The 18,855-nt window shown below is 67.4% G+C and carries 18 protein-coding genes; 14 read left to right on the top strand and 4 right to left on the bottom strand.

All coding sequences use genetic code 11. From position 1 onward, the window contains the following. The first annotated feature begins 259 nt into the window (after positions 1–259). The 11 genes from ACO2RV_RS01500 (at position 260) to gyrB (ending at position 12,383) form a co-directional block, all read left to right on the top strand. The gene (locus ACO2RV_RS01500; protein ID WP_423289070.1) at positions 260–778 is read left to right on the top strand and encodes an invasion associated locus B family protein; all 519 of its coding nucleotides are present in this window, start codon (positions 260–262) and stop codon (positions 776–778) included. A gap of 49 nt (positions 779–827) precedes the next feature. Next, on the top strand, positions 828–1,430 hold the full coding sequence (locus ACO2RV_RS01495) for an HAD-IA family hydrolase (protein WP_423289068.1): 603 nt from the start codon (positions 828–830) through the stop codon (positions 1,428–1,430). A 20-nt stretch (positions 1,431–1,450) separates the two neighbouring features. Continuing rightward, on the top strand, positions 1,451–2,350 hold the full coding sequence (gene mutM, locus ACO2RV_RS01490) for a bifunctional DNA-formamidopyrimidine glycosylase/DNA-(apurinic or apyrimidinic site) lyase (RefSeq protein WP_423289066.1): 900 nt from the start codon (positions 1,451–1,453) through the stop codon (positions 2,348–2,350). 14 nt (positions 2,351–2,364) lie between these two features. Further along, positions 2,365–3,138, top strand: coding sequence for an enoyl-CoA hydratase (locus ACO2RV_RS01485; protein WP_423289064.1), 774 nt, complete (start codon positions 2,365–2,367; stop codon positions 3,136–3,138). A gap of 179 nt (positions 3,139–3,317) precedes the next feature. Beyond that, positions 3,318–3,584 (top strand): 30S ribosomal protein S20, encoded by a 267-nt coding sequence (gene rpsT / locus ACO2RV_RS01480; RefSeq protein WP_423289062.1) that lies wholly within the window; start codon positions 3,318–3,320, stop codon positions 3,582–3,584. A 1,245-nt stretch (positions 3,585–4,829) separates the two neighbouring features. Then, on the top strand, positions 4,830–6,242 hold the full coding sequence (gene dnaA, locus ACO2RV_RS01475; protein ID WP_423289060.1) for a chromosomal replication initiator protein DnaA: 1,413 nt from the start codon (positions 4,830–4,832) through the stop codon (positions 6,240–6,242). A 262-nt stretch (positions 6,243–6,504) separates the two neighbouring features. After that, on the top strand, positions 6,505–7,620 hold the full coding sequence (gene dnaN, locus ACO2RV_RS01470) for a DNA polymerase III subunit beta (RefSeq protein ID WP_423289058.1): 1,116 nt from the start codon (positions 6,505–6,507) through the stop codon (positions 7,618–7,620). After that, positions 7,617–8,792: a DNA replication/repair protein RecF gene (gene recF, locus ACO2RV_RS01465; RefSeq protein WP_423289056.1), complete on the top strand. Its 1,176-nt coding sequence runs from the start codon at positions 7,617–7,619 to the stop codon at positions 8,790–8,792. The genes dnaN and recF overlap by 4 nt, the downstream gene beginning before the upstream one ends. Before the next feature lie 2 nt (positions 8,793–8,794). Further along, positions 8,795–9,181, top strand: a complete 387-nt coding sequence (locus ACO2RV_RS01460) for a VOC family protein (RefSeq protein ID WP_423289054.1) — start codon at positions 8,795–8,797, stop codon at positions 9,179–9,181. A 90-nt stretch (positions 9,182–9,271) separates the two neighbouring features. Further along, positions 9,272–9,886 carry a LysE family translocator gene (locus ACO2RV_RS01455; protein ID WP_423289052.1) on the top strand — a complete coding sequence of 205 codons (615 nt, stop codon included), beginning with the start codon at positions 9,272–9,274 and terminating at the stop codon, positions 9,884–9,886. Positions 9,887–9,944: 58 nt separating this feature from the next. Then, a complete protein-coding gene (gene gyrB, locus ACO2RV_RS01450; RefSeq protein WP_423289050.1) occupies positions 9,945–12,383 on the top strand; it encodes a DNA topoisomerase (ATP-hydrolyzing) subunit B in 2,439 nt (812 codons plus the stop codon). 15 nt (positions 12,384–12,398) lie between these two features. Here gyrB and ACO2RV_RS01445 read toward each other — a convergent pair whose 3' ends face one another. Further along, positions 12,399–12,800: a hypothetical protein gene (locus ACO2RV_RS01445; RefSeq protein WP_423289048.1), complete on the bottom strand. Its 402-nt coding sequence runs from the start codon at positions 12,798–12,800 to the stop codon at positions 12,399–12,401. A 166-nt stretch (positions 12,801–12,966) separates the two neighbouring features. Here ACO2RV_RS01445 and ACO2RV_RS01440 point away from each other — a divergent pair, with 166 nt between their 5' ends. The 3 genes from ACO2RV_RS01440 to ACO2RV_RS01430 all read left to right on the top strand — a co-directional run bounded on the left by ACO2RV_RS01440 (position 12,967) and on the right by ACO2RV_RS01430 (position 15,629). Next, positions 12,967–13,356 (top strand): DUF6152 family protein, encoded by a 390-nt coding sequence (locus tag ACO2RV_RS01440; protein ID WP_423289046.1) that lies wholly within the window; start codon positions 12,967–12,969, stop codon positions 13,354–13,356. An 8-nt stretch (positions 13,357–13,364) separates the two neighbouring features. Continuing rightward, positions 13,365–13,847 carry a DUF6644 family protein gene (locus ACO2RV_RS01435; protein WP_423289044.1) on the top strand — a complete coding sequence of 161 codons (483 nt, stop codon included), beginning with the start codon at positions 13,365–13,367 and terminating at the stop codon, positions 13,845–13,847. A 96-nt stretch (positions 13,848–13,943) separates the two neighbouring features. Then, positions 13,944–15,629, top strand: coding sequence for a thiamine pyrophosphate-binding protein (locus tag ACO2RV_RS01430; protein ID WP_423289042.1), 1,686 nt, complete (start codon positions 13,944–13,946; stop codon positions 15,627–15,629). 4 nt (positions 15,630–15,633) lie between these two features. Here ACO2RV_RS01430 and ACO2RV_RS01425 read toward each other — a convergent pair whose 3' ends face one another. The 3 genes from ACO2RV_RS01425 to ACO2RV_RS01415 form a co-directional block, all read right to left on the bottom strand. After that, the gene (locus ACO2RV_RS01425; protein WP_423289040.1) at positions 15,634–16,200 is read right to left on the bottom strand and encodes a hypothetical protein; all 567 of its coding nucleotides are present in this window, start codon (positions 16,198–16,200) and stop codon (positions 15,634–15,636) included. Between the two features lie 38 nt (positions 16,201–16,238). Beyond that, positions 16,239–17,897 (bottom strand): lysine--tRNA ligase, encoded by a 1,659-nt coding sequence (locus tag ACO2RV_RS01420; RefSeq protein ID WP_423289038.1) that lies wholly within the window; start codon positions 17,895–17,897, stop codon positions 16,239–16,241. Between the two features lie 91 nt (positions 17,898–17,988). Then, positions 17,989–18,747: a transporter substrate-binding domain-containing protein gene (locus tag ACO2RV_RS01415; RefSeq protein ID WP_423289036.1), complete on the bottom strand. Its 759-nt coding sequence runs from the start codon at positions 18,745–18,747 to the stop codon at positions 17,989–17,991. Positions 18,748–18,855: the final 108 nt, after the last annotated feature.

The raw sequence follows: 18,855 nt of genomic DNA, 5'->3' as shown, positions 1-18,855 counted from the left end.
CGGCATTTGATCTTCATCAAACACAAAAAGGACACCTGAGCAACGCGCTAAGGCCCCTCCCCTCCTGCGACATGACGTCGGGTGCCTGGAACCGTTCTATCTGCTGGAACAGCCCGGCTGCCGCATTCTTGACATGGCTGTGGGGCCCTTTACGCCTGCGTCCCGGTACCGGTCCGGCGCGGCACGGGATACGATTCGCCTTGTCCCGCCGCGATGATTCTTTAGAAGACTCCTCAGACACATATTCGGGAGACAGCCCATGCGCGGTTTCGCGGCCCTTCGTTCAGCGTTTCTGGCAGCGTTCGCCGCCCTGGCCCTCCTGGCCGCGACCGGTGGCGGCGCACAGGCGCAAGGGGTGGTTCGCTCGGTGCATGGCGAATGGCAGATTCGCTGCGACACGCCCCCCGGCGCGCAATCCGAACAATGCGTGCTGCTGCAGAGCGTGCAGGCGGACGATCGCCCCAATGTCGGCCTCACCGTCATTATCCTGAAGACCGCCGACCAGCAGAGCCGCCTCCTGCGCGTGCTCGCCCCGCTCGGCGTCCTGCTGCCCTCGGGCCTCGGCCTGAAGATCGACAACGCCGATGTCGGCCGCGCCGGCTTCGTGCGCTGCGTGCCGAATGGCTGCGTCGCCGAGGTGGTGATGGACGACAAGCTGATCGGGCAGCTGCGCAACGGCCAGAGCGCCACCTTCATCGTCTTCCAGACGCCGGAGGAAGGCATCGGCATCCCGCTCAGCCTCAAGGGCTTCGGCGAGGGCTTCGACGCGCTTCCCTGAGGCGGCGATGTCACGCGCGCCCAAGCCCCCTCCTTCCGATCAAGCGGCAGTGAGGCTCGTCGTCTTCGACATGGACGACGTTCTGCTGCACTACGACGTCGATGCCCGGCGTGACGCGATCGGCCGGCTCGCCGGCCGCTCCGCCTCGGACATCGAGCAGCTGATCTGGACCAGCGGGCTGGAGGACGCGGCCGACGCGGGCAAGCTGCTACCCGACGCCTATCTCGACGCGATCTCCACCGCGCTCGGCGTGCCCTTCGGCCGCGAGGAGTGGTTCCGCACCCGTGAACTGGCGATGACGCTGGATCCGGCCGTGCTGGCGCTCGTGGAGCGGGTGCGGGTGCGAACGCCGGTAGCGCTGCTCACCAATAACGGCTTCATCATGAAGGAGCATTTCGACGCGCTGGTGCCCAGCCTGCGCGCGCTGTTCGGCCCCGCCATGCATGTCGCCGCGGAGTTCGGCACCAAGAAGCCGGACCCTGCCATATATAAAGGTGTCGCCTCGCTCCACGGCGTGGACCCGTCGCGGGCGGTGATGATCGACGACAAGATCGCCAATGTGGAGGGCGCCCGCGCCGCCGGACTTCAGGCGCACTGGTTCAGGGGCGCGGGCGGACTGGAAGTGTTTCTGGCGGAACTCTCTCTTATATAGAGTGTCCGCAGGAGCCTCCCATGCCCGAACTTCCCGAGGTCGAGACCGTCCGGCGCGGACTGGCGCCCGTCATGGAAGGCCGCCGCATCGATCAGGCGCTCGCCCACCGGCCGGATCTGCGCTGGCCGCTGCCGGAGCGCTTCGCCGAACGGCTGACGGGGCGACGCATCGCCGGGCTGGGGCGACGGGCCAAATATCTTCTCGCCGACCTCGAAGCCGGGCAGGGAGCGCCCGACGAGGTGTTGGTCATGCATCTCGGCATGTCCGGCTCCTTCCGCATCGAACCGGCGGAAGGTGAGGCGCAGGCACCGGGCGAGTTCCATATCCCGCGCTCGAAGGCGGAGGCCCACGACCATGTGGTGTTCCGTATCGAGGGCGGCGCGCAGGTGATCTACAACGACCCGCGCCGCTTCGGCGCCATGCTGCTGGTGCCGCGCGCGGAGCTGGAGACCCATCCGCTGTTTCGCGACGTCGGACCCGAGCCGCTAGGCAACTCCTTCGACGCCGCCGGCCTTGCGCGGGCACTGGCGGGGCGGCGCACCCCGATCAAGGCGGCGCTGCTCGATCAGAAGGTCGTGGCGGGTCTCGGCAATATCTATGTGTGCGAGGCGCTGCACCGGGCGGGGATCGGCCCCGAGCGCCTCGCCGCGACGCTGGCGACGCCAACGGGACGGGCGACGCGCGAGACGCGACTTCTGGTCGAGATCATCCGGTTGGTGCTGGAGGAGGCGATCGCCGCCGGCGGGTCCACCTTGCGCGACCACGCGCAGGTCGACGGCACGCTCGGCTACTTCCAGCATCGCTTCCGTGCCTATGACCGCGAGGGCGAGGTCTGCCTCGTCCCCGGCTGTACCGGCACCATCGCCCGCCTTGTCCAGAGCGGGCGCTCCACCTTCTATTGTGCCAGCTGCCAAAAATAGGGAGGGCGCCGACCATGGCGTACGACAATATCCACGTCGAGACCAACGGGCGCGTCGGCATCGTCACGCTGCACCGGCCGAAGGCGCTCAACGCCCTGAACAACGCGCTGATCGCCGAGCTCAACCTGGCGCTCGACAAGTTCGAGGCGGATGCCGGGATCGGCTGCATCGTGATCACCGGCTCCGAGCGGGCCTTCGCCGCGGGCGCCGACATCAAGGAGATGCAGCCCCTCGCCTTCCCCGGCACCTACACGGACGACTTCATTTCCAGCTGGGATCGGGTCGCGCGCTGCCGCAAGCCGGTGGTGGCGGCGGTGGCCGGCTACGCGCTGGGCGGGGGCTGCGAGTTGGCCATGATGTGTGACATTCTCATCGCCGCCGACAATGCGCGCTTCGGACAGCCGGAGATCCAGCTCGGCATCATGCCCGGCGCCGGCGGCTCGCAGCGCCTCACGCGCGCCATCGGCAAGGCCAAGGCGATGGAGATGTGCCTGACCGGCCGGCAGCTTACCGCGGAGGAAGCCGACCGCTACGGCCTCGTCTCCCGTGTCGTGCCGCTTGCCGAGCTTCAGGCCGAGGCCATGAAGGTCGCCGACAAGATCGCCGGGCTGTCCCTTCCCTCGGTCATGCTGACCAAGGAGAGCGTCAACCGCGCCTTCGAGACGACGCTGGCGGAGGGAATCCGATTCGAACGCCGCCTCTTCCAGGCGCTGTTCGCCACCGCCGACCAGAAGGAAGGCATGGCGGCCTTCGCCGACAAGCGCAGCGCTTCATTCAAGAATGCGTAAAGGCTTGCCGGGACTCGCGTTCCCGCATAGCCTTGCATATTGACGCAGAGGCGTCCCCCGACTATAAGCCCGCCACTCGCGTGGGGCGCCTTCCGGGTTTGCTCCGCCTTATCATTTGCAACCGACATTCGGGCAAGACGCGGCCTGCGCCGAACTTGCAGAGACGAAGAGGACGGCCGATGGCCAATACGCCCTCCGCCAAGAAGGCGGCTCGTAAGATCGAGCGCCGTACCGCGGTCAACAAGAACCGCCGCTCGCGGCTGCGCACGTTCGTTCGCAAGGTCGAGGACGCGCTCGCGTCCGGCGACAGCGCGGCGGCGGCTGTGGCCCTCAAGGCGGCCGAGCCGGAAATCCAGCGCGCCGCCCAGAAGGGCGTGCTGCACAAGAATACCGCTTCCCGCAAGGTCTCGCGCCTTGCCCAGCGCGTGGCCAAGCTCAGCGCCTGATCGCTGAACGGCGACAATTCCAGGTTGTTGAAAAAGCCCGGCTCACGCCGGGCTTTTTGCGTTGGCACCGGCTTGCCCGCGCGTCCATGGCGCTCTCCTTCCCCCGCGACATCGCACGCCGGCTGGAGGCTCCCGGAACGCCACATGACCGTTGCCAAACTGTCACACAGGCAAAATCGGCAGGAAGATTCTCCGCCTCATCTTGCGCACTGCGCTTGACAGGGCAGCGCTTCCAACGCAGGCCAGAAATCCTACGAAAATCACTCCGCCCCACCGCGGACCGCGCAGATTTTCCATATATATTTCATATGGTTATGACCCACGCCTTCGGCGCACCACAGAATCGCCGGGCGCACCGCCCGAACGACCGGCCGCAGGCAAAAATTAGGTGAGGAAATGCCAAGCGAAGTTGGTCGGAGATTCTTGCAAGGGAGTCAGAGATTTGCCGACTGATGGCTTTTTTTTGAGCGGCTGATTCGCCCGTTTGGGAGGCCTCCTCGCGGCCTGCGTCCCGCCGATGGCGTTGCACCGGGTCGCCCCGCTGTGTATGTTGTCTTCATCCGGTTCCGCCGGACCATCTCAGCGAAAAGTTGAGTTCCCGATCCACTCATTGTGACATGAGGAGGTAGTTTCGTGCTGTTTTTGCTACCTTCCCTCAAGACATGCGCGTATTTGGCATGGAATTACACGACGACACGATCCAATGAGATCCAGTTGTCGGAGTGAGTTGTAACGGCGTTCATTCGTATCTGTATTTACAATAACGAAACCTGTTACAGGGACGGCAGAAACTTGCCGCGAAGGGGCGACTATGACGACGCGCATGAGCGAAAGAGAGGCTACACGTCAAAGGCGTGCCAAGGCCGAGACCTTGACCTGCTCTCTCTACCGGACGAATGACTTCACCGGCACCTTCGCAGCCCGCGCCCCGTCCGTCCCCGTCACCTGTCCTCCGCCGAGCTGACGCGGCAACCAACGGCAACAGACATTGCCGAAAGTCCAGGTGGCCGCTATGCGGACCGCCAATGCAGATCCATCGGCATCGACATGTGAACTCCCCCGTCCCTGCTGCGTGCGCGCAGTGCTTCGGGCGGGGCCGTTCTCCTTGTCCCTGTCTATCCAACAACCGCAAAAAACCGCGGAGCGAACATGTTCAAGTCCAGCAATATCGAGCCTTCAGACGGTGGTGCCTATCCCGGCCCCGTATCCGGAGCCGGTTCCCGTAATGGTTTGGACAATAGCGGGTTGGACAGTGCGCCGCGCGATGCCTGGGACAGGGTTCGCCGCCGGCTGCGCGCCGAGATCGGCGAGGAAGTCTATTCCAGCTGGTTCCCACGGCTTGAACTCGACGGCATTCATGCCGGCACGGTTCGCTTGTCGGTTCCCACGCGATTCCTGAAGACCTGGATCCAGCAGCATTATGTCGAGCGGCTGGTCGCCCTTTGGCAGGAAGAGGGAGGCACCCAGCGCGTGGAGCTGATCGTGCGCACCGCCGTTCTGCGCAATCCCGGCACACCGGCCTCGGTACGCAGCATTGCCGCGCCTGCCGTCGCCATCAACCGGCCCTCCGTCGAGGCGCGCCCGGTACCGAACGTCGCCACCGCCGAGGTCGGTAACGGCTCTCCGCTCGACGCTCGCCTGACGTTCGCGACCTACCGGCTCGGCGATTCCAACCGGCTGGCGCACGCCGCCGCGCTCAAGGTTGCGGCCGCCCCGACCGGCAGCGGGCCGGTGTTCAATCCGCTCTATCTTCACGCCGCAGTCGGCCTCGGCAAGACGCATCTGCTGCAGGCCATCGCCGCCGCCGGCCCCGAGCATGGCCGCCGCGTGGTCTACCTGACCGCCGAACGCTTCATGTACGGCTTCGTCGCCGCGCTCAAAAGCCAGTCGGCCATCGCCTTCAAGGAACAGCTGCGCGGTATCGACACGCTGGTGATCGACGACCTGCAGTTCCTGCAGGGCAAGAGCGTGCAGCAGGAATTCTGCCACACACTCAACGCGCTGATGGATTCCGGCCGCCAGGTGGTGATCGCCGCCGACCGTCCGCCGGCCGAGCTCGACGCCCTTGAGGAGCGCGTGCGCTCGCGCCTTGCCGGCGGCCTCGTGGTCGAGATCGCCCCGCTCGACGAGGAACTACGGGTGGAAATCCTCGCCGCCCGCATCGCCGCCCTGTCGCATCAGCACCCCGGCTTCACCGTGCCGCAGGACGTGCTCGGCTTCATTGCGCGCAATTGCGGCCAGAACGGACGCGATCTCGATGGCGCGCTGAACCGGCTGCTGGCGCATAACCAGCTCACCTCCCGCGCCATCACGCTGGAGATGGCCGAGACCGCCGTGCGCGACCTCGTGCGCTCCACCGAGCCCAAGCGCGTGCGCGTCGACGACATCCTGCGCATCGTCGCCAAGCACTACAATGTCACCCGCGCCGACATCCTTTCGCAGCGCCGCACCGCCAATGTGGTGAAGCCGCGCCAGATCGCGATGTACCTCGCTAAGACGCTGACGCTGCGCTCGCTGCCGGAAATCGGCCGGCGCTTCGGCGGGCGTGACCACACCACCGTGCTGCACGCCGTGCGCAAGATCGAGGGTCTGGTCGGCAGCGACCGCGCGATGGCGGACGAAGTTGAGACGCTGAAGCGCCTGGTCAGCGACGAGTAATCGCGCGGCCGCTGGTGCCTCGGGATCCGGAAGACGGGCGTGCTGCGCCGTAAGGCGCTGCCGTCCCCGTAAAACCCGCTCCTATCCCCACTATTTTGCCGCATCGCAACGTCGGCGACTTGCCATGGGCCAGCGCTGACGGCAATGTCGTCGCCCCCGGCGGCGCGCCCGCGCCGTCCGCTCGGGGCGCCTGCGGGGCGATGCTCCGCTTCGTGCGCACCGGGCGCTAACCGTTCCTCGTATAGCCACGGGTGTCGCGACCATGAAGGTCACCGTCGAGCGGGCCGAGTTGCTCAAGTCCCTCGCCCACGTTCATCGTGTCGTCGAACGGCGCAACACCATTCCGATTCTCGCCAACGTGCTGTTGCGGACCGATGCGCGCGGCCTCGCGTTGCGCGCCACCGACCTCGACATCGAGATCGTCGAGACCATCTCCGCCGAAGTCGGGCAAGAGGGCGCCACCACGGTGCCCGCGCACACGCTCTACGACATCGTGCGCAAGCTGCCCGAGGGTGCGCAGGTCCAGCTCGAGACCTCCGGCGACCGCGGCACGCTGACGGTGCGCGCCGGCCGCTCGCGCTTCGCGCTGCAGACGCTGCCGGAGAACGAGTTCCCCGATCTCGCCGCCGGCGAGCTGACGCACCGTTTCACCCTGCCCGCGGGCGAGCTGAAGCGCCTCGTCGACAAGACCCAGTTCGCCATCTCCACCGAGGAGACGCGCTACTACCTCAACGGCATCTACCTGCATGTCGCCGATGCCGGCGGCCCGGTGCTGCGCGCGGTGGCGACCGACGGCCATCGCCTGGCGCAGGCGCAGACCACCGCGCCGAGCGGGGCCATCGGCATGCCGGGCGTGATCGTGCCGCGAAAGGCGGTCGCCGAAATCCAGCGCCTCGCCGAGGATGGCGACGCCGAGGTGACGGTCGAACTGTCCAACTCGAAGATCCGCGTCTCGCTCGACCGCGTGGTGCTGACCTCCAAGCTGATCGACGGCACCTTCCCCGATTATGGCCGCGTCATCCCCACCGGCAACGACAAGACGCTGATCGTCGACAAGGCCGATTTCGCCTCCGCCGTCGATCGTGTCTCCACCGTCGCCAGCGAGCGCGGCCGGGCGGTGAAGCTCTCCATCGCCGACGGCAAGCTCACCCTCTCGGTCACCAACCCGGATTCGGGCAGCGCGACCGAGGAGCTGGAGGTCGAGTACGGCTCGGAGCCGATCGATATCGGTTTCAACAGCCGCTACCTCCTCGACATCACCTCGCAGATCGAAGGCGGCACGGCCGAGCTGAAGCTCGCCGATCCGGGCTCCCCCACGCTGGTGCAGGACCCGGACAAGCGCGGCGCGCTCTATGTGCTGATGCCGATGCGCGTGTGACCGCGCGCACGACATCTCCGGCACGCATCACTCGCCTGCGGCTGACGGATTTCCGCAGCTATCACGCCGCCGACATCCGCACGGGTGCCGGTCCCGTCGTGCTGGTGGGGCCCAATGGTGCCGGCAAGACCAATCTTCTCGAAGCCATCTCGCTGCTGGCACCCGGCCGCGGCCTGCGCCGCGCCGGGCTCGACCAGTTCGCCGCACGCCTGCCCGATGGGCGGCAGGCAGCGGGCTGGGCGATCTCCGCCGTGGTGGAGGGCGCCTATGGCGAGGTGACGCTCGGCACCGGCGTTGAGGCCGAAGCAGGCGAGACCCGCTCGCGCCGCTGCCGCATCGACGGCGAGCCCGTGGGCTCGGCGGCCGCCTTCGCCGATCATGTCCGCGTGGTCTGGCTCACGCCGGAGATGGACGGTCTGTTCACCGGCCCGCCCTCGGACCGCCGCCGCTTTCTCGACCGGTTGGTACTGGCGGTCGATGCCGAGCATGGCGCGCGGGTCAACGCGCTGGAGCGGGCGCTGCGTTCGCGCAACCGGCTCCTGGAGGAGTCCTCCACCGATCCGCGTTATCTCGACGCCGTGGAGCAGGAGCTGGCGGCGCTGGCCGTGGCGGTCGCGGCGGCTCGGCTGGAGACGGTACGCCGCCTCGCCACCGGCATTGCGCAGGGACGCGATGATGCCTCGCCCTTTCCCTGGGCGACGGTCGCGCTGGAGGGAGAGGTGGAGCGCGCACTCGCCCGCGAGCCGGCGACCGTGGTCGAGGACCAGTACCGCGCAAGCCTGCGCGGCGCGCGTCCCCGTGATCGTGCCGCCGGCCGCACTCTGGACGGGCCGCACCTCACCGATCTCATGGTCGGGCACGGCCCCAAGGCCATTCCCGCCGCGCAGGGCTCGACCGGCGAGCAGAAGGCGCTGCTGATCGGCCTGGCGCTGGCCCATGCTCGCCTCGTCGGCGAGATGGCCAGCATGGCGCCGGTCATGCTGCTGGACGATGTCGTCGCCTATCTCGACCCCACTCGCCGTGCCGCCCTGTTCGAGGCGCTGGAAGCGTTGGGTTCGCAGGTCTGGATGACCGGCGCCGACCCTTCCGCTTTCGCCGCGCTGGGCGCGGGCGCGGGCGCGGAACGCTTTGCCGTGACGCCGGGTCACATCGCTCCTGCCGAAGGAGGCTAACCATGCTGGATCACGTCTCGATCACCGTTTCCGACTTTCCGCGCGCCCTGCCCTTCTACGACGCCATCATGCAGGCGCTCGGGGTGCCCTGCGTGCGGCGCGACGAGAGCAGCGTCGGCTACGGCATCCGCAACCGGTCGGACGATGACAGCCACACCTATCTAAGCGTGTTCGCCTCGCGCGGCACCGTCGTCGCCGACAACCGGCACTGGTGTTTTCGCGCACCCGAGCGCGCGGCGGTCGACGCCTTCCACGCCGCGGCGCTCGCCAATGGCGGGCGCGACGATGGTCCGCCGGGCCTGCGTCGCGACTATCATCCCTCCTACTACGCCGCCTTCGTGCTCGACCCGGACGGCAACCGCATCGAGGCCGTGTGTCACCGTGCCTGACCCCGGGAAAGTACAGGCAAAACTTGAAAAATCGGGCGTGGCAGCCTATGTGAAGGCCTCGCGCGCGTTGCGCGCGCATATGTGAGCATCATGCACCTCGTCGACCTCATCATCTTCGCCGCCGCACTGGCGCTGGCCGCCGCCTCGCCGGGGCCGAGCGTGATCGCGATCATCGCACGCACGCTGGTGCGCGGGCGCGAGGGTTCCGCCCCGCTCGTCGCCGGCATCGTGCTCGGTGACATGGTGTGGCTGGCGGCGGCGGCTCTCGGACTTGCCGCGCTGGCAGCGACGCTCGGGTCGCTGTTCGTCGTTGTCCGCCTCGCCGCCGCGGCCTATCTCGTCTACCTCGCCTGGAAACTGTGGACGGCAACCGCCAGCGCCGCCGAGGTCGTGCCGATCCGCGAGTCGGATTCGCGCCTGGGTCTGTTCCTCACCGGGCTCGGCATGACGCTGGGCAACCCGAAGGCGATGGCCTTCTACCTCGCCTTGCTGCCGAGCATCGTCGACCTCAACCACCTGACGCTGATCGGCTTTGCCGAATTGTGCGGCGTCATCGCCGTGGTTCTGGTGGCGGTGTTCGCCACCTATGTGGCGCTCGCCCATCGCGCTCGCCGCTTCGTCGGCAGCCCCCGCGGGGTGAAGCTGATCAACCGCACCTGCGGCACCGCGATGGCCGGCGCCGCCGTGCTGGTAGCCACGAAATAACCGCGCGTTTGCGCTACAAAAGATCCTGTCAATTCAAACGATTCGCAGAGCTTGACCCATGGCCGATTCCGACAACGCCCAGCCCCCCGCACCGAACGGGGATGACTATGGCGCGCAGTCGATCCAGGTGCTTCGCGGTCTCGACGCGGTGCGCAAGCGTCCCGGCATGTATATCGGCGACACCGATGACGGCTCGGGCCTGCACCACATGGTCTATGAGGTAGTGGACAACGCCATCGACGAGGCGCTGGCGGGCTATGCCGACGAAGTGACCGTCACGCTGAACGCCGAAGGCTCGGTCACCGTGACCGACAATGGCCGCGGCATCCCCACCGACATCCACTCGGAGGAAGGCGTTTCGGCGGCCGAGGTCATCATGACCCAGCTGCACGCCGGCGGTAAGTTCAACCAGAACTCCTACAAGGTCTCCGGCGGCCTGCACGGCGTCGGCGTCTCGGTGGTGAACGCACTCTCCACCACGCTCGACCTCACCATCTGGCGCAACGGGCTGGAGCACCATATGCGCTTCCGCAACGGCGACGCCGAGGCGCCGCTGGCGGTGAAGGGACCGGCGCCGGAAGGCCAGCGCGGCACCATGGTCACCTTCGTGCCGAGCCCGAACACCTTCACCCATATCGAATTCGACTACGCCACGCTGGAGCACCGGCTGCGCGAGCTCGCCTTCCTCAATTCCGGCGTGCGCATCGTGCTGACCGATGCCCGCCATGCCGAGGTGAAGCGCGAGGAGATGATGTATGAGGGCGGCGTCGAGGCCTTCGTGCAGTATCTCGACCGCTCCAAGCAAGCGCTGCTGCCGAAGCCCATCGTCATCCGCGCCGAGCGCGACGGCATCATGGTGGAATGCGCGCTGTCATGGAACGACGGCTACCACGAGAACGTGCTCTGCTTCACCAACAACATCCCCCAGCGCGATCGCGGTACCCACTTCACCGGCTTCGCCGCCGCGCTGACGCGCCAAGTCATCGGCTATTCCGAGCGCACCGGCATCGCCAAGAAGGAGAAGGTCGACCCCACCGGCGAGGATTGCCGCGAAGGACTGACCGCCGTGCTTTCGGTCAAGGTGCCCGACCCGAAATTCTCCTCGCAGACCAAGGACAAGCTGGTCTCCTCCGAGGTACGCCCGGTGGTCGAGGCGCTGGTGAACGACGCGCTCGGCACCTGGCTGGAGGAGCATCCGGCTGAGGGCAAGGTGCTCGTCACCAAGGTGGTGGAGGCCGCCGCCGCGCGCGAGGCCGCCCGCAAGGCGCGCGAACTCACCCGCCGCAAGAACCCGCTCGACGTCGCCTCCCTGCCCGGCAAGCTCGCCGACTGCCAGGAGCGCGACCCGGCCAAGTCCGAACTATTCATCGTCGAGGGCGACTCGGCCGGCGGCTCCGCCAAGATGGGCCGCAACCGCGCCTTCCAGGCCATCCTGCCGCTACGCGGCAAGATCCTGAACGTGGAGCGCGCGCGCTTCGACAAGATGCTGTCGTCCGAGATGATCGGCACGCTGATCACCGCGCTCGGCACCGGCATCGGTCGCGACGACTTCAATGCCGAGAAGTTGCGTTACCACAAGATCATCATCATGACGGACGCGGACGTGGACGGCTCCCACATTCGCACCCTGCTGCTGACCTTCTTCTTCCGGCAAATGCCGGAGCTGCTGGAACGCGGCCATGTCTACATCGCCCAGCCGCCGCTCTATAAGGTTTCGCGCGGCAAGTCCGAGCAGTATCTGAAGGATGAGCGCTCGCTTGAGGACCACCTGATCAATCAGGGCCTCGAGGAGGCGGCGCTGCTGTTGCCCTCGGGCGAGGCACGCGCCGGCGGCGATCTGCATCAGGTGCTCGAGAACGCCCGCTCCTTCCGCCATGTGATGAACGGCCTGCACCCACGCTACAACCGCGCCGTGGTGGAACAGGCGGCCATCGCCGGCGCGCTGGCGCCGGGCCTGCTCATCGAGGAGGAGCGTGCCTCCGCGACCGCTGCCGCGGTAGCGGAGCGCCTCAACCTCATTGCCGAACAGACCGAGCGCGGCTGGACCGGCGAGGCGGACGGCTCCGGCTTCAAGTTCGTGCGCACCGTGCGTGGCGTGAAGGAAGTCGCAACGCTCGATGCCGCCTTCGTCGGCTCGGCGGAGGCGCGCCGGCTCGACAGCCTCGCCGCCGAACTGCAGGACGTCCACGCCGAGCCTGCCACGCTGCGCCGCAGAGGCGTCGAGACGGTGGTCTATGGCCCGATGGACCTGTTCGACGCCGTCACCGACGCCGGCCGCAAGGGCATTTCGCTGCAGCGCTACAAAGGCCTCGGCGAGATGAATGCCGAGCAGCTGTGGGAGACCACGCTCGACGTCAACGCCCGCTCGCTCCTGCAGGTGAAGGTGAAGGAGGTCGCCGACGCCGACGACCTGTTCAACCGCCTGATGGGCGACGTGGTCGAACCGCGCCGCGAGTTCATCCAGGACAACGCCCTGCGCGCCAGCGTCGACGTGTGACGCTGCGCGGCGCGTTCAGCGCGCCACGATCCGCTCGCCGATGCGGGCGGTGCCCGTGTCGCCATTGTCGCGCTGCCATGCCACCTGACCTTCGCCGATGCGGATCAGCGTGAAGCACATGGGCTTGCCGTCGTACCAGATAGCGAATTTCTGGCAGAGCCGGTCGTCGTCGATCCACCACCGGCCCTGATCCGTCGGCTGCGCCATGCGACCGAGGCCGACGGCGTCGCCATCGCCGTCCACGCGTCCGTCGGCATGGTAGTTGAGCGGAAATTCCCCGCCGAGCGGCACGGCGAGAAAGACCTGCCGGCCGACGATCTCGCGACGAATGTCTGCGGCGGAAAGTTCGGCGGCAGCGGCGTGCGTGGCGGGCAACAGCCCAGCCAGCGCGACGGAGCACAGCGTCGTCAATCGCATCAAACCTCCCCTCGTCGGAACGTTGGAGACGGCTGCGTCTCCGGTCCTGCTACGCAGCCGGCTGCCCGCCGGATCGCCGCTTGCGGAAAGTTGAGCGGCGCGAGGCTCGCCCTGGCGTGTCGGCGCGCCCATTATCCCCGGACTTCCGCAACGACAGGAGGCTCCCATGCGCGTCCCCACCCGGCAGATGATCGCCGCCTTCGGCGTCGGCATGCTTCTCGCCGCCGCCGCACCCGCGCTTGCCCATCACGGCTGGTCATGGGCTAACAGCGAGAAGATCACGCTGCAGGGCACCATCAAGACCATCTCCATGGCGCCGCCGCACCCCACGCTGCACGTCACCGCGCAGGACGGCACAGTGTGGCAGGTCGATCTCGGCAATCCACGCCAGACCGCCGCTTCTGGCTTCACCGGCAACACCGCCAAGCCGGGCGACGCCGTTACCGTGCTCGGCAACCGCAACCTCGATTCGGCCAAGGCCCATATGAAGGCAGTGCGGATCACCATCGCCGGCAGGAACTACGACATGTATCCGGAGCGGATCGACACCAACTGAGCGCCGCTGTGGAGACTCTGACACAGCTCGCGAGCGATCTCGGCGGCTGGCCCGGCGCGCAATGGCTGCGCGCCTCGTGGATCGCCTATCTCCTGGTGAACGCTGCGCACATCCTCGGCATAGCGCTGCTGGTCGGCCCGATCCTCATCCTGGATTTGAGGCTGATGGGCGTGTGGCCTCGCCTGCCGATGGCTCTAATTGCGCCGATGCTCTCGTCGGTTGCCGGTCTCGGGCTCGGCCTCGCCGTGATGACGGGAGCGTGGCTGTTCACCGTCCGCCCGACGGAATATCTCGCCAACCCGGCCTTCGGCTGGAAGCTGGTGTTCATTGCCCTCGCCCTCGCCAATATCGGCGTTCAACATGCCAATCCGGCCTATCGCCGGGCGCTTGCCACGGGCGTTGTGCCCACCAGTGTGAAGCTGTCGGCTGCCACCTCGGCGCTCATCTGGCTCGGCGTCCTCGTCGCCGGGCGCTGGATCGGATTTGCCTGAAGCGGGTGCGGGAATCCGTGAAAGGCCTACTCGCCTTGCCTGTTGCCGGGAACTAGAGTGCGCGCCTCGTCCCGTGACCTCGCCCCTGTGACGCTCATGACCCAGCCCACCTCCCCCGCTCCCCGCACCGGCGCCCGCATCCTCGTGGACGCACTCATTGCCAATGGTGTCGAGCGCGCCTTCGGCGTGCCCGGCGAAAGCTATCTCGACGTGCTCGACGCGCTTGCCGACACGGCGGTCGACTTCGTCATCTGCCGGCAGGAGAGCGGCGCGGCGATGATGGCGGAGGCGGTGGGCAAGCTGACCGGCAAGCCCGGCATCTGCTTCGTCACGCGCGGGCCGGGCGCGACCAATGCCAGCGCGGGCGTACATGTCGCCCAGCAGGATTCGACGCCGATGATCCTGTTCGTCGGGCAGATCTCGCGCTCCATGCGCGGGCGCGAGGCGTTCCAGGAGGTGGACTACCGCGCCGTGTTCGGCACGCTGGCGAAATGGGCGGTGGAGATCGACGAGGCGGCGCGCATCCCCGAGATCATCGCCCGCGCCTTCCGCGTCGCCATGCAAGGCCGGCCGGGGCCGGTGGTGATCGCGCTGCCGGAAGACGTGCTGAGCGAGATCGCCTCCGTTCCCGACGCGCCGCCGGTCGAGCCCGCCGAGACATGGCCCGGCCTGACCGACATGATGCGGCTGCAGAAAATGCTCTGGGCAGCCTCCAAGCCCGTCATGATCCTCGGCGGCGCCCGCTGGAACCCCAAGGCCATCGCCTCCGTCGTGCGCTTTGCCGAGCGTTTCGATCTGCCGGTCGCGGCCTCCTTCCGCCGGCAGATGCTGTTTCCGGCCGATCACCAGAGCTATGCCGGCGATGTCGGGCTCGGCATCAACCCGAAGCTGGTGGCGCGGCTGAGGGAGGCCGACCTCGTCATCGTCGCGGGCGGCCGGCTCGGCGAAGTGCCCTCGCAGGGCTACAGCCTCTACGGCATTCCCGATCCCGGCGTGACGCTGGTGCATGTGCATGCCGACCCGGACGAACTCGGCCGGGTCTACCAGCCCGCTCTCGCCATCAACGCCTCAGCATCCGCCTTCGCCGCCGCGCTGGAGGGCGTGCAGCCGCCCAACTCCATCGCGTGGGCCGGCTGGCGTGAGGCCGCGCGGGCGGACTATCTCGGCTGGACCGAGACGCCCCCGAGCAATCCCGGCGCGGTACAGATGGCAACGCTGGTGCGCTATCTCCGGGATTTGCCGAGGGATTCCATCATCTGCAACGGCGCCGGCAATTTCGCCATCTGGGTGCACCGCTTCCATCGCTTCCGCGCCTTCGGCACACAGCTGGCACCGACCTCGGGTTCGATGGGCTACGGCGTGCCAGCGGCGATCGCCGCCAAGCGCGCCGCGCCCGAGCGCACGGTGGTGGCGGTGGCGGGCGACGGCGATTTCCTGATGACGGGCCAAGAATTCGCCACCGCCGTCCAGTACGGCATCCCGGTGGTGGTGGTGCTGATCGACAACGGCATGTACGGCACCATCCGCATGCATCAGGAGCGCGAATATCCCGGCCGCGTCTACGGCACGACGCTGAAAAACCCCGACTTCGCCGCCTATGCCCGCGCCTTTGGCGGCTTCGGCATCACGGTGGAAACCGACGCCGAGTTCAAGCCGGCCTTGGACGCGGCCTTCGCCTCGGGCCAGCCCGCCATCGTGCATGTGAAGCTGGACCCGGAGGCGATCACCCCGACGACGACGCTCACGACGCTGCGCGAGAAGTCATTGGCGGCGAAGGCTTGAGGGCTTACGCTGCCGTTTCCTGCGCCGCCGCTTCCTGCGCCACCACCGTCACCGGAGCATGGGCAAGGCGGCGATAGAGCCGGCGCTCCTGCACCAGCGGCCACCAGTCGAACAGGAAGATCTCCATCGGACGCCAGTTGGCGACCCAGCCGAGGATGATGAGGCCCTCCATCACCACCTCGGCGAGGCGGGAATCCGGGAACAGGCCGACGAGGAACTGGCCGATCACCAGGCACAGGCCGAGCACGACGAGCCCTATCAGCAGCATCATGCGGCCGAGCGAGAACAGGCGCGACAGCTCGGTGCTGCGCCGCTCGGCCTGCCGCTCGAAATGCCCCTGCACGATGGCGGGCAGCCCCTGCGCCAGGTCGCCGGCGAGCCGAACGGCCGGCAGGTGAACGACGATGGCGAGCGGCTCGTCCGGCGCCATCTCGCCGGCACGCTCGCCGATATATTCATCGACATCCCCATCCAGCCCGCGCTCGCGGAAGGGAAACGGATCGAGCATATCGAGCAATTGCTCGGGATTATCGACCCTGAGGTCGATCCGCCCCTTGTGGCGTCTGGCCATATTTGCCGCCCTTCCGCGACCGCCGCCGGACCCTGGGGTCAGGCGGCTCCGCTTGCCAGTTCGCCAGCCAGCGCGCGGGCGATCAGCGCGCGCGTCTCCGGAATGCCGTAGGCGGCGACGAAGGAGCCGAAGCGCGGCCCTTCCTTCTCGCCCAGCAGCAATTCGTAGAGCGCGCTGAACCAGGCGAAGGTCACGCCGGGGCCGCCGGTCGGGCTCGTGCGCTTGTGGTCCTGGTAGCGCGGCTCGGCGCGGCCGACATCGAGCACCGCGTTCTGGATGGCGTCGCGATCCTCGCCATCGACCTGCGCCAGCGCGGCGTCGAGCGCGGCGAGCGCCTTGGCCTCCACCTCGTCCGGCAGGCGGAAGCTGCGGCGCGGCTTCACACGGTCGACGAAGTAGCGCACGGCATAGCCGGCGAGCTGGTCGAGCGTGGGATGCGTGTCCGGCGAGGTGCCGGGCGCGTAGCGCTCGATGAAGCGCCAGAGCACGCCCTTATCCTCGGCATTGGAGGCCGAGGCGAGCTTCAGCAGCAGGCCGAAGGTCAGCGGCAGCTCCTCCACCGGCGGGTTGCCGGAGTGGATGTGCCACACCGGATTGCCGAGGCGGTTCTTCCAGTCCTGCTGGGGATAGCGGGCGAGGAAGTTGAAATACTCGTCCACCGCCTTCGGGATGACGTCGAAATGCAGCTTCTTGGCCGAGCGCGGCGACTGGAACATGTACAGCGCCAGGCTCTCGGGGCTGGCATAGGTCAGCCACTCGTCGATGGTCAGGCCATTGCCCTTGGACTTCGAGATCTTCTGGCCGTTCTCGTCGAGGAACAGCTCATAAACGAAGTGTTCGGGCGCGACACCATCGAGTATCTCGCAGATCCGGTCATAGATCGGCGCGTTGGTCTGGTGGTCCTTGCCGAACATCTCGAAATCGACGTCGAGCGCCGCCCAGCGGGCGCCGAAATCCGGCTTCCACTGCAGCTTCACCTTACCGCCGGTCACGGGCAGGGTCTTGTCCACCCCGTCCTCGTCGGTGAAGGTGACGGTGCCGGCCTTGGCGTCGACGGCCAGCAGCGGCACGTAGAGCACGCGGCCGGAGACCGGCGAGATCGGCAGGAAGGGCGAATAGGTCGCCTGCCGCTCCTCGCCGAGCGTCGGCAGCATGACTTCCATGATGGCGTCGTACTTCTCCGCCGCCTTCAGCAGCACCGCATCGAGCTTGCCGGACTTGTAGTATTCCGTCGCGCTGGCGAACTCGTACTCGAAGCCGAACGTGTCGAGGAAGCGCCGCAGCATCGCGTTGTTGTGGTCGCCGAAGCTGGCATAGCCGCCACCGAACGGGTTCGGCACCACGGTCAGCGGCATCTGCAGATAGGGCTTCAACGCGGCGGGGTCCGGCACGTTGTCCGGAATCTTGCGCATGCCGTCCATGTCGTCGGAGAAGCACAGCAGGCGCGTGGGGATCTTGCCCTCGGTCAGCACATGGAAGGCGTGGCGCACCATGGTGGTGCGCGCCACCTCGCCGAACGTGCCGATATGGGGCAGGCCCGAGGGGCCGTAGCCGGTCTCGAACAGCACCTCATCCTTCGGTTTCCGCTTCAGACGCTCGACGATCTTGCGGGCCTCCTCGAACGGCCACGCGCCGGCATTCTCCGCCAGCGTGCGCAGTTCGGCTGCAAAATCCTCGACCGGAGCGGTCGCCGTCATGATGTGCCCTCCTGGGCTTTCTGCGGAAAAAGCGGAAAAAGGCGCCGCATGGGCGCCATCACGCATGCTCTAGGTAGTGTGGAGCCTTGCGTCAATAAACGCTGATGGGAAACCAGCGCAGATAGAGGTCGGTATAGACCCCTTCCTCCCAGAGCTGGGCCAGCGCGTAATTGAGCGATTGGCGCAGCGCGTCATTGCCGCGCTTGACGGCGATGCCCATGCCCTCGCCGAAATAAAGGCTCTCGGTGAATGGCCCCCCGACGAAGGCGCAGCAATTGTTCGACGCCGTGCCATTGAGCCAGAGGGCGAGTTGCACCCCGTCGCCGAAGACGAGGTCGATCTCGCCCTTCTGCAAGGCTTCGCGCGTCGCCTCGGGAGTCGGGAAGGAACGGATCGCGGTCTCGGAGAACAGGTCGCGCAAATAGGCTTCGTGCGCCGTGCCGGCGACGACACCCACTTTCCGGGAAGCAACGCCATCGGGTGTGATGCCGGCAATGTCGCTGCCGCGGCGCGCGGCGAAGCGGGCCGGCGAGCGAAAATAGCGGTCGGTGAAATCCACCGTCTGCCGCGTCGCGGGGGTGATGGCGATACCGGCGATGGCCGCGTCCGCCTTGCCCTCCTCCAGCGCCGCCACCAGCGCATCGAAGGGCAGCACCTGCAGCGTACACGTGACCGCGAATTCGTTGCAGATGGCGCGCGCAATATCGACATTGAAGCCGGAAGGCTGGCCCGCCGCGTCGCGGAAGCTGAAGGGCGGGTAGTCGTCAGTCGTCACGAAGCGGATCTGGGTCGGCAACCGTGTCACGTCCGGCCGCTCGGGCCGCCGCTTGGGGTCCCAGAACCCCGGCACGGCAACGCCTTGCACGGTCTGGGCAGCCGGTGGGCCGGCCGTCTGTGCACGCGCCGGCACAAAGCTCCACGCGAGCGAGGCAACACCAAGCACGGCAGCGAGTCGAAA

Origin of the sequence: Ancylobacter sp. VNQ12 (assembly GCF_049445835.1) — a bacterium.
Lineage (GTDB): Bacteria > Pseudomonadota > Alphaproteobacteria > Rhizobiales > Xanthobacteraceae > Ancylobacter.
The sequence above is the reverse complement of the archived record's forward strand: the minus strand, read 5'-3'. Positions and strand labels throughout refer to the sequence as shown.

What these genes read in the sequence shown, in the direction of transcription:
- ACO2RV_RS01500 (WP_423289070.1), top strand. Translation starts at nt 260, where the DNA reads ATGCGCGGTTTCGCGGCCCTTCGTTCAGCGTTTCTGGCAGCGTTCGCC.
- mutM (WP_423289066.1), top strand. Translation starts at nt 1,451, where the DNA reads ATGCCCGAACTTCCCGAGGTCGAGACCGTCCGGCGCGGACTGGCGCCC.
- ACO2RV_RS01485 (WP_423289064.1), top strand. Translation starts at nt 2,365, where the DNA reads ATGGCGTACGACAATATCCACGTCGAGACCAACGGGCGCGTCGGCATC.
- rpsT (WP_423289062.1), top strand. Translation starts at nt 3,318, where the DNA reads ATGGCCAATACGCCCTCCGCCAAGAAGGCGGCTCGTAAGATCGAGCGC.
- dnaN (WP_423289058.1), top strand. Translation starts at nt 6,505, where the DNA reads ATGAAGGTCACCGTCGAGCGGGCCGAGTTGCTCAAGTCCCTCGCCCAC.
- ACO2RV_RS01460 (WP_423289054.1), top strand. Translation starts at nt 8,795, where the DNA reads ATGCTGGATCACGTCTCGATCACCGTTTCCGACTTTCCGCGCGCCCTG.
- ACO2RV_RS01455 (WP_423289052.1), top strand. Translation starts at nt 9,272, where the DNA reads ATGCACCTCGTCGACCTCATCATCTTCGCCGCCGCACTGGCGCTGGCC.
- gyrB (WP_423289050.1), top strand. Translation starts at nt 9,945, where the DNA reads ATGGCCGATTCCGACAACGCCCAGCCCCCCGCACCGAACGGGGATGAC.
- ACO2RV_RS01445 (WP_423289048.1), bottom strand. Translation starts at nt 12,800, where the DNA reads ATGCGATTGACGACGCTGTGCTCCGTCGCGCTGGCTGGGCTGTTGCCC.
- ACO2RV_RS01440 (WP_423289046.1), top strand. Translation starts at nt 12,967, where the DNA reads ATGCGCGTCCCCACCCGGCAGATGATCGCCGCCTTCGGCGTCGGCATG.
- ACO2RV_RS01430 (WP_423289042.1), top strand. Translation starts at nt 13,944, where the DNA reads ATGACCCAGCCCACCTCCCCCGCTCCCCGCACCGGCGCCCGCATCCTC.
- ACO2RV_RS01425 (WP_423289040.1), bottom strand. Translation starts at nt 16,200, where the DNA reads ATGGCCAGACGCCACAAGGGGCGGATCGACCTCAGGGTCGATAATCCC.
- ACO2RV_RS01420 (WP_423289038.1), bottom strand. Translation starts at nt 17,897, where the DNA reads ATGACGGCGACCGCTCCGGTCGAGGATTTTGCAGCCGAACTGCGCACG.